The organism is Trinickia sp. EG282A (assembly GCF_040965455.1).
Lineage (GTDB): Bacteria > Pseudomonadota > Gammaproteobacteria > Burkholderiales > Burkholderiaceae > Trinickia > Trinickia symbiotica.
Genome location: NZ_JBFRCC010000001.1, coordinates 1,479,462 through 1,500,560, shown reverse-complemented (window position 1 = coordinate 1,500,560; position 21,099 = coordinate 1,479,462). Strand labels below are relative to the sequence as shown.

Genomic DNA, 21,099 nt, shown 5'->3' with positions numbered 1-21,099 from the left:
TTGCTTTGTTCGAATCGTCATGCCGCGATCAAATCGTCGACGCGAAAGCGCGCGATCCGATAGATCTGCTCGAGGCTCATACGCATTTCCTCGTCCCGCTCATTGCCCACCCGCGCCTCGAAGTTGGCGAGGATGCCCGCACGATCGTAGCCGCGCACGGCAAGGATGAACGGGAAACCGAATTTGTCGCGGTACTCGCGGTTGAGCCGCTGCAGTTTGTCGAATTCGGCCTGCGTGCATTGCGAGAGGCCCGCACTGCTTTGCTCGCGCGTCGATTCCGCCGTCAGTTCGCCGCGCACGGCCGCTTTGCCGGCGAGTTCGGGGTGCGCATTGATGAGGGCGAGCTGCCGCGTGCTCCCGGCGTGAGCGACGACGCTCACCATCGCGTCATAAAGCGCGTCGACGCTCTCGAAAGGCCGCTCGCGGGCGGCCTCGCGCGGAACCCATGGCGAATGCTCGAAGATGCCGGACAGCGCATCGACGAATGCGTCCTCGGGCATCGCGTTCAGTTGATCTAGCGTGTATCTCATGAGACTCGCACTCGCTCAGGCCCGCGCCTCAAACGGATGGCGTGCCCGCCAGTGGCGCGCGATATCGATGCGCCGCGTCACCCACACGCGATCGCGTTTCTCGATGTGATCGAGAAACCGCTGCAGTCCGCGAAAGCGCCCGGGTCTTCCGAGCAAGCGGCAATGCATGCCGATCGAGAGCATCTTCGGTGCCTCGTCCCCCTCTTCATAGAGGACGTCGAACGCATCGCGCAGATAGGTGAAGAAATGCTCGCCCGTGTTGAAGCCCTGCGCAGTCGCGAATCGCATGTCGTTCGTATCGAGCGTGTAAGGCACGATCAGATGCGGCCGCTTTTCGCCACCCGTCACTTCGACTTCGGTCCAAAACGGCAGATCGTCGCCGTAGCAATCGGAGTCGTAGAGGAATCCGCCATATTCCGCCACGAGCCGGCGCGTGTTGGGACTGTCGCGACCCGTGTACCAGCCGAGCGGCCGCATACCCGTCACGCGCTCGATCGCCTCCATGCCGAGCCTCATATGCTCGGCCTCCCGATCGGGCGTCATGTCCTGGTAGTGGATCCACCGCCAGCCATGGCACGCGATCTCATGACCGAGCTCGACGAACGCGCGCGCAACCTCGGGATGGCGCTCGATGGCCATGCCGACGCCGAACACCGTCAATGGCAGGCCACGCTTTTCGAACTCGCGCAAAATGCGCCAGACGCCCGCGCGCGAGCCGTACTCGTAGATCGACTCCATGCTCATGTGCCGCGCCGGATAAGCGGCCGCGCCGACGATCTCGGAAAGGAACTGCTCCGAAGCCGCGTCCCCGTGGAGCACGCAGTTTTCCCCGCCTTCTTCGTAATTGAGGACGAATTGGACCGCCACGCGCGCACCGCCCGGCCAGTCCGCCTGAACGGGATGGCGGCCGTAACCAATCAAGTCGCGCGGATAGGAGGGATCGAATGGCATGATTCGGCGGCCTCGCTCGGAGGCAATCGTCAAGGACGGCCCAGTGTAGCGAAAACGCCCCGCACCGCCCATATGCCGAACCGGATAGTGCGCGTCAGCGGGAAAGTATGTCCGTTTTGCGCGTCTCGCGGCGCGGCGATGCCGGTCCTACCGCAAATGGGGATGACCCGAGAGGGTCAACCGAAAACCGCGCTCGTGCACGATCAGATGCGCCTTCGCGCCGACAGGCAGCGTGACGATGTCGTCGATATGGCCGAACGGCAAGCCGACGACGACCGGGATGCCGGTCACCGAGCGAATCTGCTCGACGACCGCCGCCAGGCCGTAACCGTTGTCGTAGTCGTAAGCCTTGATCCCCGAGAACTCGCCGAGCACGATCGCCTGTTGACGCGCGAGCACGCCAGCGAGGTGCAGTTGGTAAATCATTCGCTCGATACGGAACGGCTGCTCGTTGACGTCTTCGAGGAACAGAATGCCGCCGTCGACATGCGGCATGTAAGGCGTGCCCACGAGCGACACGATCGTCGAGAGATTGCCGCCCCACAGCGTGCCGCGCGCTTCCATCGGCCCCGTCTGCGCGGCCTCCACTTCGAGCGTGAACGAGGGCGCCGTCAACGCTTGCCAGAAATGGTCCATCGTGAACGCACTCGGCGTCTCGGCCCCGAAATGCATGCCGAGCATCGGACCGCCGAACGTCGTCAGTCCGCATCGCGCGAGCAGGGCGAGCTGGATCGCGGTGAAATCGCTATGACCCACGAGCGCGACGGGCTGGTCCGCGAGGCGGCGCGCAAGCCCGTCGTAATCGAGCGCGGGGAGGATGCGTACGGCACCGTAGCCGCCGCGCACGGCCAGAGCCACGTCGGGCAACGGGCGAGCCGGATCGGCGAGCCCGTTGAGATCGCCGGCGCGGTCGGCGTCGGTGCCGCCGAAGCGCTGGTAGCGCCGGGCAGCCGCTTCGACGCCTCGCACGGTGTGCCCCGCCTCGCGCAGCCGCGCGACGGCACGCTCGATCGCCGCCGGATCGGGCGGATAGCCGGACGGAGCAATGAGTTCGATGGTTCGGGACTGCGTCATCGGATCGTCGCGCCCGTTATTCCGCCGCGCTCTCGCGACGCGCGGCGCGAATCGCCTGCCGCCGCTGCGAGAAAAAAGACTTCAGCGCATTGCCGCACTCGCTCGCGAGCACGCCGCCTTCGACGCGCGTATGGTGATTGAGCCGAGGGTCCGCGAACGCATCGACGACGCTACCGCACGCGCCCGTCTTCGGATCGTGCGCGCCGAACACGACCCGTGCGATGCGCGCATGCATGATCGCGCCCGCGCACATCAGACACGGCTCGAGTGTCACATAGAGCTCGCAGCCCGGCATGCGGTAGTTCAAGAGCGATTGGGCGGCGGCGCGCAGCGCGACCATCTCGGCGTGCGCCGACGGATCGTGAGCGCCGATCGGATGGTTGAATCCCGAAGCGATCACATCGTCTCCGCGCACGAGCACCGCCCCGACCGGCACCTCGCCGGCCGCGCGGGCCGATTCGGCCGCTGACAACGCCAGCCTCATGAAGCGGCTGTCGCGCTCGCTCGTCGTGGCGCCGTCGGCCGCACCGGCCTGCGCGGCACCTGCCGCCGCGGACGAGCCTGCGGCGGTCTGGGCGTCGCCGGTCGCGGTCGGCTCGGACAATGCGCTCACGAACAACCCGCGCCGTCGGCCGACGCGGCAGGCCAGGCCTCGATCGCCGCGGCGCCTTCCTCCAGCACGCGCTCCGACAGCCGCTCGGCAATCCGCCGGCAGTACTCGCGGGGCACGACGGTCGGTTCCCCGCGCAGCGACTCCAGCGCCATGTCGAGCGCCAGCATCTTTGCCTGCAAGCGGCAGCGCGCGGCCCGATCGCCCGCGGCCCGCAATTCGTCATGCAAATGCCGCAGCGAGCGCAATTGCTCGACCGCGGGAGGAACGAATCCCGCGTTTTTCAGAATACGGTTCGCGACGCGCACTTCTTCAGGGACGAGCAGATCGTCATCCAGATCCTGTGGCGCGCCGGCGCCGGGCAAATCGTCGAACTCGCCGCGCGCGGCGGCGGCGGCAATGCGTTGTTCGACCAGGGCATCGAGCAATTTCATCCTGAAATCCACTACATGGCGGCGCCGGCATTTTAGCAGGCCCGCCGGTCGCCCTCCGCGGCCGCCGTCATTTTCCGATTCGTACCCGCATCTCGCGGGCTTTTTCGAGCAGCCCTTCGTAGCCGGAACGGCTGTGCTCGGGCAAGTCGGGATCGCCGACGAGCGCGCCGAGTGTCTCGATCAGGCTATAGACGATCGCTTTGGCCGCACCCACGGCGATGCTGCCCGTGGTAAGCGAGGTGTGGACGTGACTGAGCGCGGCGTCGAGATGCTCCAGATTTCTCGACGACTCGTCTTCAGCGGGCTTTTTCGACGGATCGGACGTCATGGCATCGTTCCTCTTCGTTTGGGGGCGCGCCTCGTGTGGGGAGGCCAGCGCGCGGGTCCGTCCGGTTTTTATATACCCGCGGCGAGCCAGCGTCCACTGGCTCGCCCCCTCGGCCGTCGCCGGCTAGCCGATATGGAAGACGGCGATCGCCGTCTGCAGTTGCCGAGCCTCGTGCTCGAGCGCCTCGACCGCCGCAGCCGCACGCTGAACGAGCGCCGCATTTTGCCGCGTCATGTCGTCCATTTCCGAAACCGACGCGTTCACCGCCTCGATGCCGGTGGTCTGCTCGGCGGCGGCGCTCGCGATCTCCTCGACGATCCGCATCACTTGGGCGATGGCGCCGCGCGCTTCGTCGATGGTCGCGCCGGTTTGCTCGACGAGCCCCGCGCCCTCGCCGACGCGCGACACCGCACGCTGGATCAGGCCGCGGATCTCCTTCGCGGCCGCGGCGCTGCGCTGGGCGAGCGAGCGCACTTCGCCGGCCACGACGGCGAAGCCGCGCCCCTCCTCGCCCGCGCGCGCAGCCTCGACCGCCGCGTTGAGCGCCAGAATGTTGGTCTGGAAGGCAATGCCCTCGATGACCGAGATGATCTCGACCATCTTCTGCGACTCGCTCGAGATGTCGCGCATCGTCGTGACCGCCGCCGCGGCCGCCGCGCCGCCGCGATCGGTAATCGTCACGGCGCGCTTGGCAAGACCGTTCGCCGCGCGCGCGTGGTCGGATGCCTGACGCACTTGCTCTGTGATCTGCGTCATGCTCGCCGCCGTTTGCTGGAGCGAAGTGGCCTGCTCGGTCGTGCGCGCGGAGAGATCGGCATTGCCGCTCGCAATCTCGTCGGAGGTCTGCGCGACATTGTCGGACGCATGCTTGATCCGCGCGATCATCCCGGTCAGCGCTTCGCGCATGTGTCCGATCGCTCGTAGCAGGCTTTGAGCATGCGCATTCCGCGCGTCGATCGCGATCGCGAGATCGCCGCCCGCGATGCCATCGGCGATGCGCGCGGCGACGCGCGGGTCGCCCCCGATCGTCCGGACGATGCTGCGATTGACGGCGGCGACGAGCGCCGCTAGCGCGCATGCGAGCACGATCAGGAGGCCGCACGCCAAATAGAGCGAATGCACGAACGCGTTGTCGATGTCGTCGACGTAGGCACCGGTGGCGATGATCCAATCCCATGGCGCGTAGCGGACGACGTAGCCGAGTTTCGGCACGGCCTCCGTCGTATGCGGGCGCGGAAACACATAGTCGACGAAACCGCCTTCGGGCGACTGCGCCGCGCGGGCGAAGGCAAGGTAGTGATGCCTGCCGTCGGCATCGGCCACGCTCGCGAGCTCCTTGCCTTCGCTCGCCGGCTTCATCGGATGCATGATCATGCGTGGCGTCGAATCGATGACGAGAAAGTAGCCGTCCTCGCCATAGCGCACGTCGCGCAGGCGCGCAAGCGCCTCTTTGCGCGCCTGCTCTTCCGAGAGGGCGCCGCTCTTCGCCAGTGCGGCATACTCCTGAACGATCGCCAGACCCACGTGGCCGACGTTGATGAGATCGTTCTTGCGCTCGTCGATGCGCGTGCCCCGCAGCAAAACGGCCGCCCATAAGGAGACGATCAGCAGCGCCACCATGCTGACGATCAATGGCAACCAGAGCTTTTGCTTGAAACTGAGTCTTTGCATTCGGACGCCTCCCAAGTCACCGCGTATGCCGATGGCCACAGCCGTTCGCTTCGCACAGAACCCACTCGTGCGTGTGCTTTAACGGCAATGAGAAGCGCCGCTTGCATAGAGCAAAACCCGATGTGGGGACGGCGAGTCTGGCCTCGCCCGGGCGGTGCTGCGGTGCAGCGGCGGCTACTGCACGGGAATGCCGTCGCGCATGACCTGCAACGCCGTCGCTTCGAGATAGTCCACGCGGATGTTGTCTCCGACGTGGAGTCCCTTGAGGAAACGATCGTCCGTGGCCTGCAGCGTCATGGTGCCCGTCGGGCCGCGCAAGGTCAGTTTGCGATTCGCCCGGTCGACGGCGAGCACGGTGGCGACAGCCTGGACGCGATGCGTGGAGGTCATGGACCCTCCCGGCGCCGGGGTGATCGTCTGGGTATCGAGGCGCTCGCGTATCGAACCGGAGCCGGTCTTTTCCGCGCTGAGCACCAGAGCGCGCTTGTAGGTGATGTCGACGCGATCGCCAATCCTCAGTTTTTTGACGTCGCCGACCGCCCTGTCGACCACGACATCGGTCACCGCGCCGTTATCGTCACGCAGCGTTACCGTGTTCGTTGCGGGGTCGGTCTTGACGACCGCCGCCGTCGTGTGCGTCGCCGTTTGTCCTGAAAAAAGGCCGCTCTCGCCCGTATCGGTGCCCTGGGCTCCGGCAACCCGAGGCGTGAGCGCGGTAGCGGCGGATAGAACGACAAGGCCGAGCACAAAGAGGTATCGCGGTTTCAGTGACACTTCGATTCTCCCGTCGTTCGAATGCGCTCCACGACGCGCCGGGCCGGGACCGGCGCTACCAGTCTACTCCTAAGGCAGGCGCCGTCGAATAGCGGCCGCGCTTGCGGGCGCTCGCCAGGCGTGCCTCGCGGGAATCGCGGCGCGCCTTGGCCGTGATGCTTCGAGTGATCGCTAGTGGCCGCGTATCACGTCCGAGCGCGAGGTCGTATAGACGTGGCCCGATTGGTCGAAATGCACGTTGAAGAACGCCTCACCCGTCGGCGGGCCCTCCTCCCACCTCCAGCTCCATACCGTCTCCGGCTTGAGCCGATAGACGGCGACATCGCCCGGCTTGCCGAGCAACTGACGTACTTCGTCCTGCGACATGCCGGGGCGAATCCTCGCGAAGTTCGCGGCGGTGAGAACCTGGGTGACGCTTCTGAGCGTACCGTTCGGATCGATGTCGACCATGTAGGTCGTCACGCCCTGCGGGCCGCGCGGATACTCGAAGCGCTTCGAGCCATCCGCGAAAGTCCGCTCAGTTTCGGGCTTTCCCATCTGATCGCGGATCTGCGCCTCCGTGGTGACACCCGGTTTCAACCCTCTCAGCAGCAGAGCATCGGGCTTGATGGCATTGAGGAAGGCTTTGAGTTTTTCCATGGCGCGCTCGCCCTCTTGATCGTCGCAGCCGGCAAGCGCGAGGGCTGCGACGAGCCAGACGACGGTAAGCGGTCTGAAGACGAAGTTCATCGTGCGTGGCGACATCCCTGTATCGCGTAGCGAATAATTGCGCCAGCATAACGCAAGTGGCTCTGGTATAGACCGTTGCACAGCGCCTGTCGCCGCTTGCACGCTTATAGGGTTCGCGGCAACTCATTGGCTACTGCACGGCGTCGAGAGTTGCGCAGCGGAGGAAGGAAGCGTGGGCATCCCCGGTGTAAGAAGTGAATCGGGATCGACCTTGAACTCACTAGCCGCTCATGGGTCGAAAACCAAGTCCCGGAGAAAAATCAAATGAAGGCCCTACTCGTCACCGCCGTGTTGGCCGCTACCGCGGTTGCATCCGCACCGGCTTGGTCCTACGTCAACGAGCAATCGCTTCAACAGAATCGGACAGGCACGGACGAATGCGCCGCGAATTCGCACCATGCGGCCGCGCAAGCGGAGCCAACCTCCAAACCGCCGCGACTCACCGTTGGCACCAGCTATCCCGACACGAAGCTGAATTTGCCGTGGTTCCTCACCGACATCGTCAACGCAGTGAATACGCGACAATCGCCGCGCTGCTTACTGCATACGCTCGGCAGTGGATTCTGATCAACGCGATGCTAGTGCGCGTGCGCGTTACAAGAACATTGGCACTCCGCGGCACGACATGCGCGCCGCTCGAGCCGCAGCGTGAGACGCGGCGGCTCGACCGTCGAAGGCGGGACTTTCCAAAGCGGCGCCGGAGAGCCGCTTATTCGTGCTTTTGTGCCGAGTTCGTGATGGCGTGGCCGCCCCTGGAAATGTCCTCGCCGGCTCCCGAGACTGTGTGACAGGCCGTTAGCGCGACTGTACCGATGAGCAGAAAGAGCGCGATGAGTCGTCGTGTCATGAGCCTTCTCCCTTGGCTGATGGATTGTTCGACGCGGACGTGCGACGCGATGCGCAACGCGGTTTCCCGTTGGATGGGCCAACCGCTTTCGTGGTCCGTTGACAAACAACTGTCCGCAATGACTGTGCCCGCTCACGGGCGTCCCACGAACGCACCGTACCGGCCGTTCACGTCGCATGGAGCGAGCGAGGTCGCGCAATCCGTGGTAGCGTACGCACCGTTCGTCAAGAACATGTTCTCGGGGCGGGGTGCAACTCCCCACCGGCGGTAATCGTCCTCTTCGGACGTAGCCCGCGAGCGCTCGGTCTTGCATGCGATGAAAGCATTGCAGCGACGGAGGTCAGCAGACTCGGTGCGATTCCGGGGCCGACGGTATAGTCCGGATGAAAGAGAACAGGACTTCCTTCGTCCTTCGTGAGCCACGAAGGCTGCGGGTCGTCCTTCGCCCTGTTCACACAGACAGGCTGAAAATCCATGAATATCGCCACTTTCACCGAATCAAAAGCAATTTCCTCCGCCAATGAAAAGCGCGGGCGCATCGCATTCATCCAGTCATGCTGGCACCGTGATATCGTCGACCAATGCAAGGCATCGTTCCTCGCGTCGATGCCGAACTATGGTTACTCGGCCGAAGACATCGAGCAATACGAAGTCGCAGGGGCTTTCGAAATTCCATTGCATGCAAAGCGCCTCGCATCGAGCGGCCGATATGCGGCGATCGTCGCCGCCGGACTCGTCGTCGATGGCGGCATATACCGGCACGAGTTCGTCGCGCAGGCCGTCATCACCGGCCTGATGCAAGTACAGCTCGAGACGGGCACGCCGGTTTTCTCCGCCGTGCTCACGCCGCACCACTTCCATCACGGCGAGGAGCACATTGGCTTCTTCCGCGAGCACTTTGTCGTCAAGGGCAAAGAAGTCGCGCACGCGTGCGCCGACACGGTGCGCAGGCTCGCGGAGCTCCCCTCCCGGTAACGCTGCAACTTCTGTCGCATACGGCCGCGGACGAGATTCGAACTTGCTCCGCGGCCCGCGCCGCTCGTTTTGCCGCCGGTTGCTCGAGCCGAGCGGCCGACCGCCCCCCTTCCTCGTCATCGCACTGACACCGTGCGATGACTTAATAATGCGGCCCCCCACCGTAGAGGAAGGAACACGATGAAGAACTACGACTTCAAGTATGTGCTCCGTGTCGGAGCGATCATGTCCGCCGTACTCCTCGCATTTCATGCCCAAGCCGACACCGACGCTATCGACGTGGCCCAGTTGCCGAGCGGCCAGTACATCACCCCGACGTTCATGCGCGGCGCCGTCCAGCAATACTTGAACCCGCGCTTGCCCGGCTATCCCAACTTCGTCGCCGGAGAGGCCGTGCGCTCGCAACTGAGCCCGGACGGCAAAACTCTGGCGATCATCACGGCGGGCCAGAACTCGCTATATAAGCCCGACGGCACGGTCGACAAGGCGAACTCGACGCAATACCTCTTTCTCTACGACGTCTCGGGCAACAACAAAAAGCGCCCCGTGCTCACACAGGTCATTCAACAGACGAATGCCTACGTCGGTCTCGTCTTTTCTCCCGACGGGAACACGCTCTATGCGACGGGCGGCAGCGACGACGCCGTCTATGCGTACGTCAGGAACGGCGGCACCTGGACCGCCTCCGGGACCATCGCGCTCGGTCACAACGGCAAGGGCCTGGGTCTCGGCGTACAGCCTAATGCCGGTGGGCTCGGTATTTCGGCCGACGGCAAGACGCTCGTCGTCGCGAACAACTACAACGATTCGATCAGTGTGATCGACACGACGACGCGCACGGTGCGCTACGAGCATGACCTGCGCCCGTTCTTCCCCGGCAACGAGGGCACGCCCGGCGGCGTCGGCGGAACGTTCCCGTTCGCCGTCGTCATCAAGGGCAATAATGTTGCTTACGTGTCGTCGGACCGCGATCGCGAAGTAGTCGCGATCGATATCTCGTCGGCGTCGGGCGGCCGTCTCGTCAAGCGTATCAAGCTGGACGGCAATGCCCTCGGTATGACCCTGGACGCATCGCAATCGACGCTTTACGTGGCGCAAGACAACGCCGACCAAGTGGCCGTCATCGACACGAACAGCAACACCGTCCGGGCAAAAATCGATGCACGGGCTCCCGGCGATGTCCTGCCGCACGCCCCGAACACCGGTGCCGCGACATTCGCCGTGACGCTTTCACGCGACGGCCGCACGCTCTACGCCGTCAACGCCGGAACCAATGCGATCGCCGTCATTCCGCTGGTCGGCCCCCGCGCCTATCGGGTCGCCGGGCTGATCCCGACAGCATTCGAGCCGCACGATGTCACCTTCAGCGCGGACGGCAGCTGGATCTACGTCGTCAACGGCAAGAGCGTGACCGGACCGAACCCCGACCATCTGTCGGGCAGCACGGCCAACATGACAAGCATCACCTATCCGGGCGGCAATGCCGCGGCCGCGGCCGCCGCACGGGCTTCGAACGAATACCAGTTCCAGCTCGAGCGTGCCTCCCTCGTCAGCGCCCCGGTACCGCCTGAGAGCGACCTGGCGCAATTGACGCAGCAAGTCGCCAACAACAACTTCTATCGCCCCGAAGCGAACGCGCGCGATCGCGAGGTGATGCACTTCGTACGCGACCATATCAAGCACGTGATTTACATCGTGAAGGAGAATCGCACCTACGACCAGATCCTCGGCGATCTCGGCAATGGTGCCCATGGCGATCCCGCGCTGGCCCAGTTCGGCGCGAGCATCACGCCGAACTTTCACCGCCTCGCGTCCCAGTTCGTCACGATCGACAACTTCATGAATCCGGGCGACGGCAGCATGGACGGCTGGTCGTGGGCGTTGCAGGGCCGCGTGACCAACACCGAGACGCTCTCGCAACAACTGAACTACGCTGCCGTCAACCGCGGGATGTCGTACGAGTCGGAAGGCGCGAATCGCAGCGTGCCCGTCAACTGGGCGACGGTTGCCGAGCGCGATGCGGCGGCGGGACCGGCGGGCACGACGAACTACAGCACCCAGTCGGCGAGCCTGCCCGGCGGCACGGACAACCTGCTGACGGGAACCGGCAATCATGCTTCCTCCGATTCCCCGGTCGGCGAGCAGCAGGGTTATATCTTCGACGCCGTGCTCGCCGCCGGCGGCTCGGTGCGCAACTATGGGTTCCTCGTCAACAACACCGGCAGCATTGGAACGAAGAGCGCCCCCGTCGTCTCGCCGTACGCGTCGGGTATCGTCCAAGTTGCGCCGCTCGATCCGAAGCTGGCGCCGGTCACGGACGTCTACTTCCGCGGCTTCGATCAAAACTACCCGGACCTCTGGCGCTACCAGGAATGGAAACGCGAGTTCGATCAGTACGTCGCCAACGGAAATCTGCCGAGTCTCTCGCTGGTCCGCCTTAGCCACGATCACATGGGCTCCTTCGGAACGGCGCTCGCAGGCGTGAACACGCCCGAGACGCAGCAAGCGGACGACGATCTGTCGGTCGGGTCGCTCGTGGAGGCCGTAGCCAAGAGTCCCTACGCTGCGAACACCCTGATCATCGTCACCGAAGACGACGTGCAGGACGGCCCCGATCACGTGGACTCGCATCGCGGCCCGGTCTACGTCGTCGGCCCCTATGTGAAGCAGGGGCAGGTCGTCGGCACGCGGTATAGCCAGGTGAACGCCCTGAGGACGATCGAGGACATCCTCGGCACGCAGCACATCAACCTGAACACGGCGTTCCAGCGCCCGATGGCTGACGTATTCGACGTTCACTCGTCCGGTACATGGAACTACACGGCCGTTGCATCGACGGTGCTCAAAACGACGGGGCTGACGCTGGCTTCGTTGCCGCAAGACGTGAAGTATGCGGCGGGGCCTGACATCGAGCCGAAGCACGACGCCGCATATTGGGCCAAGGCGACGGCGAAGTTCGACTTCTCCGATGCCGACGAGGTCCCGCCGGATCAATTCAACCGGGTGCTCTGGAAAGGAATGATGGGCGAGAAGCCGTATCCGGCGATCCGCGGTGCGCATCAGGTCGTCGCCAGCGTCAAGGACGACGATTGATCGATAGTCGGGGCTGAGGGGCCCCGAGGCAACCCATCGGCAGGCATCGCTCGCGCCGTCGAGCCTGCCTGCCGCGTCTTCTCAATCGTTCATCGTCACCGTCGAAATGCGCTTTCTGTTGCGCCCGTCAAAAATTGGCGTGCAACGTGACGAATGCGCTGAGCGGCTCGCCCACATAGGCGCCGGCATTGTTGGCCGCGACGAAGTATCGACGGTTCGTCAGGTTATGGACATTGACATCCACGCCCCAGCGCCGCATCTGGTATCCGAAAGCCGCATTCGCGATCACATAGGAAGGGACGGAGTTGATGTTGGTGATGTCGCTATAGGTCTTGCTGATGTAGTCGATACCCGCTCCGACGTGAAACCCGGGAACGCCGGCAATCGAAAACTCATAGGTGGTCCACAGCTTCGCCATGTACGCGGGCACGCCCTGTGGGTGATTACCGACCGCACTCACGCCTTGCGGATTGCTCGTGATGACCGCATGCTGCGCCGTGAAGTTTGCAATCACGTGCCATTGCGCCGTGACGCTCGCGTCGAGCGAGGCTTCGGCACCCTTCGTCCTCTGGCTGTCGAACACGACGTTTTCGACGTCGCCGGTCGTCAATAGCGCGGCGACGTTGTCGCGCGTGACGTCGAACAGCGCGGTATTGAGCACATACTGGCCGTCGAGGAACGAGAACTTCACGCCGGCCTCGTACTGCAGCGCGGATTCCGGCGCGCCGATGCCGTTCTGCGTGCTCTCCGAATTGAAGTTCGCCAGATAGCTCTTCGATACGCCAAAGTACGGCGACATCCACGGCAGCAGCTTATATAGCAACGCCACGCTCCAGCTCACCGGCGCATCGTTGCGCGTGTAGGTCGTGCCCGCTACGAGCGCCTGCCCCTGCGAGTCGAACCGGCCGGGTACCGTGATATTCGGCGTGAGGGAGGTTTCCCACCAGTCCTTGCGCACGCCGGCTCGGATCTTCAGCTTGTCCGTCACGTCCATCTGATCCGTCGCGTAAAGGCTATAGAAATTCGCGAGCAGGCGGTCGTTGTCGCAGGAGTGTCTGGCGTCGCATTGGAACGTCAAGCCCGCCAGCGACGTCTCCGGCGGCACCGGAGCAAACACGTCCGCGATGTTCGGCAGGTCCGCCGTCGCGCGAACCGTATCGATGATTTGATGTTGATACTCGAATCCGGTCAGCAATGTATGGCCAACGCTGCCCGTCGTAAATTTCCAGACCGGCTCCAATTGATAGTCGAACGTGTTGTCCGAGTCGACTTGATGCCGCAGTTGCCTTCTCGTTACCTGATCGCCGACCACTTTCGTGCTCGCACTGTCTCCGTTGCTGAAGAAGTCCAGGCTGCGATGCAGATAGGAAAAGCGATTATTGATAGTCAGAAATTCGTCAACCTTCCACTCGTCCGTCAGTGTCGGGCGAATGTAACTGCCACGAGCCGCGGCAAACGGAGTCGAATACTTGGCATCGATCGGGACAGTCGTGATCGGCGAGCCGTGAAAATAGATGAGGCCGTACGAATCCGGCGTTTCTCGAATGCGTTGCGCTTCGAGTGAAAACTCGACCTTGTGGTTGCCGGCCTTCCACTGAAGCGTCGGCCGGATCTCCTCGTCCCAGCTCGACAGGTCGCGAAAGCCGTCGGAACGCGATGCCGTCGCGTCCACGCGATAGCTCAGACCCGCAACCCCTGTCGGCCCCGTCACGTAGGCACTGCTCGAAACCGTGCCGAACGAGCCCGATTGAATGTCGCCACCGAAATGAAACGTCGACGACGGCGTGTAGTGAACGATATTGATCGTGCCGCCGGGCGGCCCGCTGCCGAAGAGCGCCGATCCGGGGCCCTCCAAAATCTCGATGCGCTTCACTCCGTTCAACGAATGAGAGACGCCGTTGACCTGGTCTCCGTCCGAGAACCCATCGTTGTAGACCTGCGCCTGCAGTCCTCGGATCATGAAGTGATCGAAAAAGCCCTTGGAGTCCGGACCGCCGACATTCACGCCGCTTGCGTTTTCGACGCCCTGCCGCAGCATCGTCGCGCCCTGCTCGCTCAGCAACGCACGAGGAATCACTTGCACGCTCGCAGGCAAGTCCTTGAGCGCCGTACCGGTCTTGCTGACCGCTGATACCTGGTCCGGGTTGTTGAGTCCGTCTTCCTGCGCGAGTGCGCCGCTCTCGGCCCGCACCTCCACGGGCGGCAGCGTGGCGGCGGCGACCGGGCCGCCGTTCCCGTTATCCGTGAGCTGCGGCTCCTGCGCCCGTGCGGTGTGCGCAAGCGTTAAACCGATGAAGAGCACGGATAAGGCGCCGACCGAAGCCGCGTCGATCGTCGGCGCCTGCGTTGAAGGCTTTCGGAAACCCATGCTCTCGCTATCCTCCCGTCCGCGGTGGGTACATTCGCCGTATGCGAGGTCGCAACGGCGTTTGCCAAACTCCGTGTCCGAGCAAGCGATCGCCCCGACTGGCAACCGAGATTATCGATTGCCGATCGTTTCGTTTTTCTTAAAAAGTCGAGCGGGGACGCACAACATCTTGCGCGTCATGGTGCGCCATCGAATGGGTTCTTCAATCGCCGAAGCATGCGGCGACATGTGTCCGGTCAGCCCGCCCATGGATCGATCACCGCGATGCCGCAATCGACGAAATCCTTCACGTTCCGTGTTGCAAGCGTCGCGCCCCTCGATCGGGCCACCGCGGCAATCATCGCGTCGAACTGGCTGATCGGCCGACCGGCGTTCGTCCGCGACACGGCAATCTCCGCGTAGACGTCAGCCGCGTCACTATCGAAATTGAGGAGCCTGCCGGCGAAGTCCTCTTCGAAAATGGCCTTGATCGCGGACGATAGCGCCTGCTTACGCGAACCGTCGGGCATACGGCCCACGCCGTACAGAATCTCAGCCCGAGTCACTGTGGTCGTAAAAAGCGCGGCACGCCATTGAGCGGCAAACCATTCCATCACGCGCGAGTTCGGCGTGGACCGCAGCGTTTCGGAAAGAACATTGGTATCCAGTACGATCATGCGCCGAAATCCAGCCGATCCCGGATGGCCTCTCGAGCCGGCAATTCCAGGTCGACACCGCCAAGCGGCGTGATGCGACGGCGGATAGATTCGATCAGATTGTTTTGACTGCCTTCGGCTTCTGTCGATAGTGCGGCACGAAGGATGTCGCGAGCTTCGTCCTCCATTGAATGCCCATGCCGGGCCGCTTGAACACGCAAGCGGCTCTTGAGTTGCTCGTCGATGTTGCGGATCGTCATACTTGCCACCCCAGCCTCCGTTAATCATTGATGGCATTTTAATCAATGATTGCACGGACTGCAACTGGGCATGACACAGCCCCGACCCTTGAAGCGGCCTGTCCGCCAAGCCGCCCTTCTTTCTTGGTTCACGTACCATCGGCCACCGTCGTCCGGAAAATTGCGTTTCATCGTTGGACCATCCCGGCTTGATGGCGAGTCGCTGCCGATCCGCGGCGTCCAATCTCGTCCGGCTCAGGATGATGGGGATTCGATTTTCGCCGTCGAAGACGACGGCCGATAGCTGGCCGAACGGCCGAAGGTGTGCTCGATGTCGATCGAGGGCGCGGAAGATTGCGTGCCGCTTCAAGCGTGCCAGACCGGGCCCTCTGGAAAGCGATAGCGATCGAGCGACGCCGCATGCATTTCGATGCTGTAGCCCGGACGTTGCGGTGGCAAATAACGGCCGTTGCGAATCACGACGGGATCGACAAAATGCTCATGGAGATGGTCCACGTACTCGAGTACGCGGTTTTCCAGAGAGGCCGACACGCAGATATAGTCGAAGAGCGAGATGTGCTGGACGTATTCGCACAAGCCGACGCCGCCCGCGTGCGGACAAACGGGCACGCCGTACTTCGCCGCCATCAGCAAGACGACGATCACCTCGTTCAGCCCACCCAGGCGGCAGCTGTCGAGCTGACAGAAGTCGATAGCCTGCGCCTGCAGCAACTGCTTGAACATCACACGGTTATGGCAGTGCTCGCCCGTGGCGACACCGATCGGTCGAATCCGCTGCCGGATCGTCGCGTGACCAAGCACGTCATCGGGACTCGTGGGTTCCTCGATCCACCACGGATCGAATTGAGCGAGGCGCCGCATGTTGGCCACCGCTTCATCCACTTCCCACACCTGGTTCGCATCCATCATCAGCTTGCGGCTTTCACCGATCTCTTCCCGCAGGATGCGGGCTCGCCGTATGTCGTCCTCGAGGTTCGCGCCGACCTTTTGCTTGAAGTGCGTCCAGCCCTGCGCAACGCCTTCGCGTGCGAGACGGCGAATCTTGTCGTCGTCGTAGCCGAGCCAGCCTGCAGAGGTCGTATAGGCCGGATAGCCATGCGCCAGCATTTCCCGTTCGCGCTCGCCTTTCGTCTTGGCATGATGATGCAGCATCGCGATGGCTTCGTCCGGCATGATCGCATCGGTAACATAGCGAAAATCGAGACAGCGCACGAGCTCTTCCGGCGTCATGTCGACGAGCAGCTTCCACACCGGCTTGCCTTCGGCCTTCGCCCACAGGTCCCAGACCGCATTGACGATCGCCGCCGTCGCCAGATGGATCGCCCCCTTGTCCGGGCCGATCCATCGCAACTGACTGTCCGATGTGAACGCCCGCCAGAACGCGCCCATGTTCGCCGCTATTTCCTCGAGCGATCTGCCGACGATGAGCGGGGCGAGGGCCTCGACCGCACGCACGCAGATTTCGTTGCCACGGCCGATCGTGAAGGTGAGACCATGGCCCGCCAGCACCTTCGGCGAATCGGTTTCGAGAATCACATAAGTCGCCGAGTAATCGGGCGCGGCATTCATCGCATCGGAGCCGTCGAGCGAACGCGAAGTGGGAAACCGAATGTCTCGAACGGACAGCTTCGTGATCGTGGTCATCTGCATCCTCCTGGCGGCGGCTATCGACTCCGAGTTTCGCATTGTATTGTCGAAGCTGCCCTGTCCGCCGACGCCGGATCGGTTTCGCGCCGATCCTCGTCGCACCGCGTCGGCACGCATGGGACGCATTATCCTCCATCATTCCGCAAGCTGAACCGGGCGACAGCCTCGCTCAATCGGCGACTCTGCTCTTCGAGCGACATCGCGACGGCCGACGCCTCCTCCACGAGCGCGGCGTTACGCTGCATCGATTCTTCCATTTGCGTCACGGTGATATTGACCTGCTCGATGCCGGTCGACTGCTCGTCCGACGCGAGACTGATCTCGCTCATGATGGCGTCGAGGCGTTCCACGGCCCGAACGAGGTCGGCCATCGTCGCTCCGGCTTCCGTGACGAGCTTGCTGCCCCCCGCTACCTTTTGCGTCGACTCGCCGATGAGCGCTTTGATCTCCCTGGCAGCCGCGCCGGAGCGCTGTGCGAGATTGCGCACTTCGGCCGCCACAACGGCGAAACCGCGCCCTTGTTCGCCGGCGCGCGCCGCTTCCACGGCCGCGTTGAGCGCCAGGATGTTCGTCTGGAACGCGATGCCGTCGATGACGCCGACGATGCCTCCGATTCTCGTCGAGCTTTCGGTGATCTCATCCATGGTCGCGACGACGAGCTGCATCGCCTCGCCCCCGCGCGTTGCGATCTGAGACGCATCCGCCGCATAGGCGCGCGCGCTGCGTGCGTTGTTGGCGTTTTGCTGGACGGTCGCCGTCAACTGCTCGACGCTCGCGGCAGCCTCTTGCACGGATGCCGCCTGCTGCTCCGTACGGCTCGACAGATCGAGATTGCCGCCGGCGATCGCGCGCGCATCGCTCACGATCGTGTCGGTACTCGCGCGTACCTGGCGCACTGTCGTCGTCAGCCCTTCTTGCATTCGTTTCAACGCGCCCAGCAGGAAGCCCATTTCGTTGTCGCGCGCGATGGCAACGGTACCCGTCAAATCGCCCGTGGCGATCCGGTTGAAATGTTCGACGGCCGAGTTGATCGGCTTCACGATCGCTTGCATGAGCGCGCGCTGTGCGATCAAGCCCACGAGTAGCGCGAGTACGCCGGCTGCGCCGAGCGCCCACAGCGCGCGACGAAAGCGCGCGTCTGCACGCTCGAAGCGCGCTTTTTGCCGCGCGACCTGAAACGCTTCGAGTTCCTCGATGGCCTCCTGGTACGCGGTGAAGAGCGAGACGGGCGCCTCTCGCTGCGTCGTCAGGAAATCGATCATGTCATCCGCATCCAATTGCGAGAGGGACTTCTGAAACACTTGCTCGATGAGCGCCCGTCGACTCGCCTGCAATTTCTCGAGAAGCGATCGTTCCGCCGCATCGAGAAGATGCAGGCGGCGATAGGCATCGAGCTCCTCGTTGCTTTGCGCGAGCAATTGATGCGAACGCGCGATCTGCGGCTTCGCATCCTTTCCGTCGCTGATGATCTGCTCGATCTCGCGAAATCCACCGCGCAGCACGAGCATGCGTTCCGAGCTCGTCTTCAGGTGGAGCAGAGCGGCCGTGTCGTCGAGGTACATCGCTTCGAGCGATGCATTGCCCGCATAAATGCACCAGGTCGCGGCCGCGATGACGAGCATGAGCAACAGTGTGTAGCCCGCGATCGTCGCGGCCAGGCCCGAGCGGATCGTGAATAGTCTTCGCATAGCGGTATCGTCCGCCGCGCCCTGGGAGGCGGCGCAGCAACTCTTCTCCCGGGAAAATGGGTCACCTCGAACCGGATCGACGTGTTTCCTCAGGCGATATCGGCAATATGACCAGGCGACCTGTTGCGAGAAACCGACTCGGATTTGCCCGGTGGCGACAGCCCGACAGCGGTTGGTATGAGGCAGTTGTGAATGAGCCGGGTGCAAGGCGGGCACGCTGGAAAGCCGTCAGGCTCCAACGGCCATCGAGGCCGCGGCCCGCGCGGCGTTTTGGGCGCGCACTTCCTATACTTGTTGTGGCTGCGGTGGCTAATGCCGACGTCGACGAATCCCCCGGCGCTCGGACCGCTCCGAAAAAAGAACACGAACGACCCGCGCAGCCAGCGGCGCACGAGCCGTTTGCTGCGGTGCGACAGAATCAGGAGGCGCAAATGGGACGTCCCGCACTCGCCGGACCGGAAGCCGAGCGGATCGATGCACGCGGCCCGCACCGGCCGGCCCTGTCGTCGCTCGCGCTGGCCGCGCTCGGCGTCGTCTATGGCGACATCGGCACAAGCCCGCTCTACACCCTATCGACCGTCTTCGGCCCGGGTAGCGGGTTGCCGCTGAACGTGTTCAATATCGTCGGCATCGTGTCGCTGATCTTCTGGTCGTTGATGGTCGTCGTCTCCCTCAAGTACGTCGTTCTGATCCTGCGCGCGAACAACCACGGCGAAGGAGGCATCATGGCACTGCTCGCGCTCGCCGCTTCTTCGGTCGCGACGAAGCCGCGCCTGCGCCATGCGCTGCTCGTCGTCGGCGTGATGGGCGCCGCGCTCTTTTTCGGCGACAGCGTCATCACGCCCGCGATCTCGGTGCTGAGCGCCGTGGAAGGCCTCGAGGTCGCGGCGCCGGTGTTGAAGACATGGGTCATACCGGTGACGCTCGGGGCGCTGATCGCACTCTTTCTCATGCAAAAGCACGGCACGAGCGGCATCGGCGCCGTATTCGGGCCCGTCATGGTGCTCTGGTTCGTCGTGATCGGCATCGCCGGACTCGTCAACATTGCTGCGATGCCGGCGATCCTGCTTGCGGTCGATCCGCTGCAAGGACTCGGCTTTTGCCTGCACCATCGATGGCTCGCATTCGTCGCGCTCGGCGCCGTCGTGCTGTCGCTCACGGGCGCGGAGGCGCTATACGCGGACATGGGCCATTTCGGCAAACGGCCGATCCGCGTCACCTGGTTCGGCATGGTTTTCCCCGCGCTGGCGCTGAACTACCTCGGTCAGGGCGCGCTGTTGCTCGCCCATCCCGGCGCCGTGCAGAACCCCTTCTATCGGCTCTTTCCGCAATGGGCGATCTTCCCGATGATCGTGCTGGCGACGATCGCGACCGTCATCGCGTCGCAGGCCGTGATCTCCGGCACTTACTCGATGACGAAGCAGGCGATGCAGCTCTGCTTTCTGCCGCGGATCAACATCGTCCATACGTCCGAGCGCGAAATCGGCCAGATCTATGTGCCCGGCATCAATTGGACCTTGCTTGCCGCGGTCGTCGCGGCCGTTCTCGGGTTCGGCTCGTCGACCGCGCTTGGCGCCGCTTACGGCGTCGCCGTCACCGGGACCATGCTGATCACGACGTTCCTGACGTTCTTCGTCGTCCGGTACGCATGGCATTACAACTGGGCGCTCTGTGTGTTCGCGACGGCGTTCTTCTTCGTGATCGACGCGACGTTCTTCTCCGCGAATCTGCTGAAGATTGTCGAAGGCGGCTGGTTCCCGCTCGTGATCGCCGCCGTGATGTTCACGATCATGGCAACCTGGGGCCGTGGGTGGGAAATGATGCTGGCAGAAGCGCGCGTGCGCGCCGGCACGACGCCGCTCCAACTCTACTTGACCTCGCTGCTCGCACGCGCTCCGGTGCGAGTCGGCGGCACGGCGATTTTCCTGACGCCGAATCCGGACGCCGTGCCGCATGCGCTCGTCAACAACCTGCTGCACAACCGTGTGCTGCATGAGCGCGTGGTTTTCCTGACCGTCGTCACGAAGGAAGTGCCATGGGTGCCCGATAGTGAGCGCGTCGTGATGGAGCCTTTGTGTCCGGGCTGTTTTCGGGCGACGGTCACCTACGGGTTCAAGGACGAAGTCGACCTGCCGCAGGCGCTCGGATCGTCCAATATTGCGGGGCTCACGTTCGAGCCCTCGGAGACCTCGTGGTTCCTGAGCCGCGCGGCCGTGGTGCCGAAATCGGGCCGTGGGATGGCGCTCTGGCGCGAGCGCCTTTTTGCGGCGATGCTGCACAACGTCGGCAACATCGCAGCCTTCTTCAAGCTCCCCGCCAACCGTGTGATCGAGGTTGGCGCACAGGTCGAGATTTGAAGCGCCCTGCCTGAGGCCCTATCGGGTTCGCAGGCTGCCCTGGGTTGCAGTGATCCGCCCTGCTCTTCCGGCCGGTTTTTTTATTGCGGCGGCTGGCGAGCTAAATCAACGCTTTATCTCGCCCCAAA

Annotated in this window: 19 protein-coding genes and 1 riboswitch; of the genes, 4 read left to right on the top strand and 15 right to left on the bottom strand. The window is 63.6% G+C overall.

The features are described 5' to 3' along the window. Window positions 1-17 precede the first annotated feature (17 nt). The 9 genes from uraD to AB4Y31_RS06835 all read right to left on the bottom strand — a co-directional run bounded on the left by uraD (window position 18) and on the right by AB4Y31_RS06835 (window position 7,116). Window positions 18-530 (bottom strand): 2-oxo-4-hydroxy-4-carboxy-5-ureidoimidazoline decarboxylase, encoded by a 513-nt coding sequence (uraD, locus tag AB4Y31_RS06875; protein ID WP_368673241.1) that lies wholly within the window; start codon window positions 528-530, stop codon window positions 18-20. A 15-nt stretch (window positions 531-545) separates the two neighbouring features. Next, window positions 546-1,481 carry an allantoinase PuuE gene (puuE, locus tag AB4Y31_RS06870; RefSeq protein WP_368673240.1) on the bottom strand — a complete coding sequence of 312 codons (936 nt, stop codon included), beginning with the start codon at window positions 1,479-1,481 and terminating at the stop codon, window positions 546-548. Window positions 1,482-1,628: 147 nt separating this feature from the next. Continuing rightward, complete coding sequence (ldcA, locus tag AB4Y31_RS06865) at window positions 1,629-2,555, bottom strand: muramoyltetrapeptide carboxypeptidase (protein WP_368673239.1); 927 nt, start codon at window positions 2,553-2,555, stop codon at window positions 1,629-1,631. A gap of 16 nt (window positions 2,556-2,571) precedes the next feature. Beyond that, window positions 2,572-3,174: a tRNA adenosine(34) deaminase TadA gene (gene tadA, locus AB4Y31_RS06860; protein ID WP_368673238.1), complete on the bottom strand. Its 603-nt coding sequence runs from the start codon at window positions 3,172-3,174 to the stop codon at window positions 2,572-2,574. Continuing rightward, entirely contained in the window at window positions 3,165-3,599 is a 435-nt protein-coding gene (locus AB4Y31_RS06855; RefSeq protein WP_368673237.1) for a DnaJ family domain-containing protein, read from the bottom strand. The genes tadA and AB4Y31_RS06855 overlap by 10 nt, the downstream gene beginning before the upstream one ends. A gap of 67 nt (window positions 3,600-3,666) precedes the next feature. Next, window positions 3,667-3,927, bottom strand: coding sequence for a hypothetical protein (locus AB4Y31_RS06850; RefSeq protein WP_018443526.1), 261 nt, complete (start codon window positions 3,925-3,927; stop codon window positions 3,667-3,669). A gap of 123 nt (window positions 3,928-4,050) precedes the next feature. Next, window positions 4,051-5,598, bottom strand: coding sequence for a methyl-accepting chemotaxis protein (locus tag AB4Y31_RS06845; protein ID WP_368673236.1), 1,548 nt, complete (start codon window positions 5,596-5,598; stop codon window positions 4,051-4,053). 174 nt (window positions 5,599-5,772) lie between these two features. After that, window positions 5,773-6,372 carry a hypothetical protein gene (locus AB4Y31_RS06840; protein ID WP_368673235.1) on the bottom strand — a complete coding sequence of 200 codons (600 nt, stop codon included), beginning with the start codon at window positions 6,370-6,372 and terminating at the stop codon, window positions 5,773-5,775. A 171-nt stretch (window positions 6,373-6,543) separates the two neighbouring features. Further along, window positions 6,544-7,116 (bottom strand): hypothetical protein, encoded by a 573-nt coding sequence (locus tag AB4Y31_RS06835; RefSeq protein WP_368673234.1) that lies wholly within the window; start codon window positions 7,114-7,116, stop codon window positions 6,544-6,546. A 249-nt stretch (window positions 7,117-7,365) separates the two neighbouring features. Here AB4Y31_RS06835 and AB4Y31_RS06830 point away from each other — a divergent pair, with 249 nt between their 5' ends. Then, window positions 7,366-7,668, top strand: coding sequence for a hypothetical protein (locus tag AB4Y31_RS06830; RefSeq protein WP_368673233.1), 303 nt, complete (start codon window positions 7,366-7,368; stop codon window positions 7,666-7,668). A gap of 142 nt (window positions 7,669-7,810) precedes the next feature. Here AB4Y31_RS06830 and AB4Y31_RS06825 read toward each other — a convergent pair whose 3' ends face one another. Continuing rightward, window positions 7,811-7,948 (bottom strand): entericidin A/B family lipoprotein, encoded by a 138-nt coding sequence (locus AB4Y31_RS06825; RefSeq protein WP_018443531.1) that lies wholly within the window; start codon window positions 7,946-7,948, stop codon window positions 7,811-7,813. A 230-nt stretch (window positions 7,949-8,178) separates the two neighbouring features. Continuing rightward, window positions 8,179-8,347: riboswitch (FMN riboswitch) on the top strand. Between the two features lie 75 nt (window positions 8,348-8,422). Here AB4Y31_RS06825 and AB4Y31_RS06820 point away from each other — a divergent pair. Continuing rightward, window positions 8,423-8,923 carry a 6,7-dimethyl-8-ribityllumazine synthase gene (locus AB4Y31_RS06820; protein WP_368673232.1) on the top strand — a complete coding sequence of 167 codons (501 nt, stop codon included), beginning with the start codon at window positions 8,423-8,425 and terminating at the stop codon, window positions 8,921-8,923. Window positions 8,924-9,103: 180 nt separating this feature from the next. Next, window positions 9,104-12,016, top strand: coding sequence for a beta-propeller fold lactonase family protein (locus tag AB4Y31_RS06815; RefSeq protein ID WP_368673231.1), 2,913 nt, complete (start codon window positions 9,104-9,106; stop codon window positions 12,014-12,016). Window positions 12,017-12,143: 127 nt separating this feature from the next. Here the strand turns inward: AB4Y31_RS06815 and AB4Y31_RS06810 are convergent, their stop codons facing one another. From AB4Y31_RS06810 to AB4Y31_RS06790, 5 genes are all read right to left on the bottom strand, one after another. Next, window positions 12,144-14,384, bottom strand: coding sequence for a TonB-dependent receptor (locus tag AB4Y31_RS06810; RefSeq protein WP_368673230.1), 2,241 nt, complete (start codon window positions 14,382-14,384; stop codon window positions 12,144-12,146). 236 nt (window positions 14,385-14,620) lie between these two features. Continuing rightward, window positions 14,621-15,040, bottom strand: a complete 420-nt coding sequence (locus AB4Y31_RS06805; protein WP_368673229.1) for a type II toxin-antitoxin system VapC family toxin — start codon at window positions 15,038-15,040, stop codon at window positions 14,621-14,623. Then, window positions 15,037-15,288, bottom strand: a complete 252-nt coding sequence (locus AB4Y31_RS06800) for a plasmid stabilization protein (protein ID WP_026230197.1) — start codon at window positions 15,286-15,288, stop codon at window positions 15,037-15,039. Before AB4Y31_RS06800 ends, AB4Y31_RS06805 begins: the two co-directional genes overlap by 4 nt. Window positions 15,289-15,624: 336 nt before the next feature. Continuing rightward, window positions 15,625-16,923, bottom strand: coding sequence for an L-fuconate dehydratase (locus tag AB4Y31_RS06795; protein ID WP_368673228.1), 1,299 nt, complete (start codon window positions 16,921-16,923; stop codon window positions 15,625-15,627). Window positions 16,924-17,051: 128 nt separating this feature from the next. Next, window positions 17,052-18,614, bottom strand: coding sequence for a methyl-accepting chemotaxis protein (locus AB4Y31_RS06790; RefSeq protein WP_368673227.1), 1,563 nt, complete (start codon window positions 18,612-18,614; stop codon window positions 17,052-17,054). A 431-nt stretch (window positions 18,615-19,045) separates the two neighbouring features. Between AB4Y31_RS06790 and AB4Y31_RS06785 the strand changes: the two genes are divergently transcribed. Continuing rightward, entirely contained in the window at window positions 19,046-20,971 is a 1,926-nt protein-coding gene (locus tag AB4Y31_RS06785) for a potassium transporter Kup (protein WP_368673226.1), read from the top strand. The last annotated feature ends 128 nt before the right edge of the window (window positions 20,972-21,099 follow it).

Excerpts from the sequence above, each read along its gene's own strand:
- uraD (WP_368673241.1), bottom strand. The coding sequence starts at position 530 with ATGAGATACACGCTAGATCAACTGAACGCGATGCCCGAGGACGCATTC.
- puuE (WP_368673240.1), bottom strand. The coding sequence starts at position 1,481 with ATGCCATTCGATCCCTCCTATCCGCGCGACTTGATTGGTTACGGCCGC.
- ldcA (WP_368673239.1), bottom strand. The coding sequence starts at position 2,555 with ATGACGCAGTCCCGAACCATCGAACTCATTGCTCCGTCCGGCTATCCG.
- AB4Y31_RS06855 (WP_368673237.1), bottom strand. The coding sequence starts at position 3,599 with ATGAAATTGCTCGATGCCCTGGTCGAACAACGCATTGCCGCCGCCGCC.
- AB4Y31_RS06850 (WP_018443526.1), bottom strand. The coding sequence starts at position 3,927 with ATGACGTCCGATCCGTCGAAAAAGCCCGCTGAAGACGAGTCGTCGAGA.
- AB4Y31_RS06845 (WP_368673236.1), bottom strand. The coding sequence starts at position 5,598 with ATGCAAAGACTCAGTTTCAAGCAAAAGCTCTGGTTGCCATTGATCGTC.
- AB4Y31_RS06835 (WP_368673234.1), bottom strand. The coding sequence starts at position 7,116 with ATGTCGCCACGCACGATGAACTTCGTCTTCAGACCGCTTACCGTCGTC.
- AB4Y31_RS06830 (WP_368673233.1), top strand. The coding sequence starts at position 7,366 with ATGAAGGCCCTACTCGTCACCGCCGTGTTGGCCGCTACCGCGGTTGCA.
- AB4Y31_RS06825 (WP_018443531.1), bottom strand. The coding sequence starts at position 7,948 with ATGACACGACGACTCATCGCGCTCTTTCTGCTCATCGGTACAGTCGCG.
- AB4Y31_RS06820 (WP_368673232.1), top strand. The coding sequence starts at position 8,423 with ATGAATATCGCCACTTTCACCGAATCAAAAGCAATTTCCTCCGCCAAT.
- AB4Y31_RS06815 (WP_368673231.1), top strand. The coding sequence starts at position 9,104 with ATGAAGAACTACGACTTCAAGTATGTGCTCCGTGTCGGAGCGATCATG.
- AB4Y31_RS06810 (WP_368673230.1), bottom strand. The coding sequence starts at position 14,384 with ATGGGTTTCCGAAAGCCTTCAACGCAGGCGCCGACGATCGACGCGGCT.
- AB4Y31_RS06805 (WP_368673229.1), bottom strand. The coding sequence starts at position 15,040 with ATGATCGTACTGGATACCAATGTTCTTTCCGAAACGCTGCGGTCCACG.
- AB4Y31_RS06795 (WP_368673228.1), bottom strand. The coding sequence starts at position 16,923 with ATGACCACGATCACGAAGCTGTCCGTTCGAGACATTCGGTTTCCCACT.
- AB4Y31_RS06790 (WP_368673227.1), bottom strand. The coding sequence starts at position 18,614 with ATGCGAAGACTATTCACGATCCGCTCGGGCCTGGCCGCGACGATCGCG.
- AB4Y31_RS06785 (WP_368673226.1), top strand. The coding sequence starts at position 19,046 with ATGGGACGTCCCGCACTCGCCGGACCGGAAGCCGAGCGGATCGATGCA.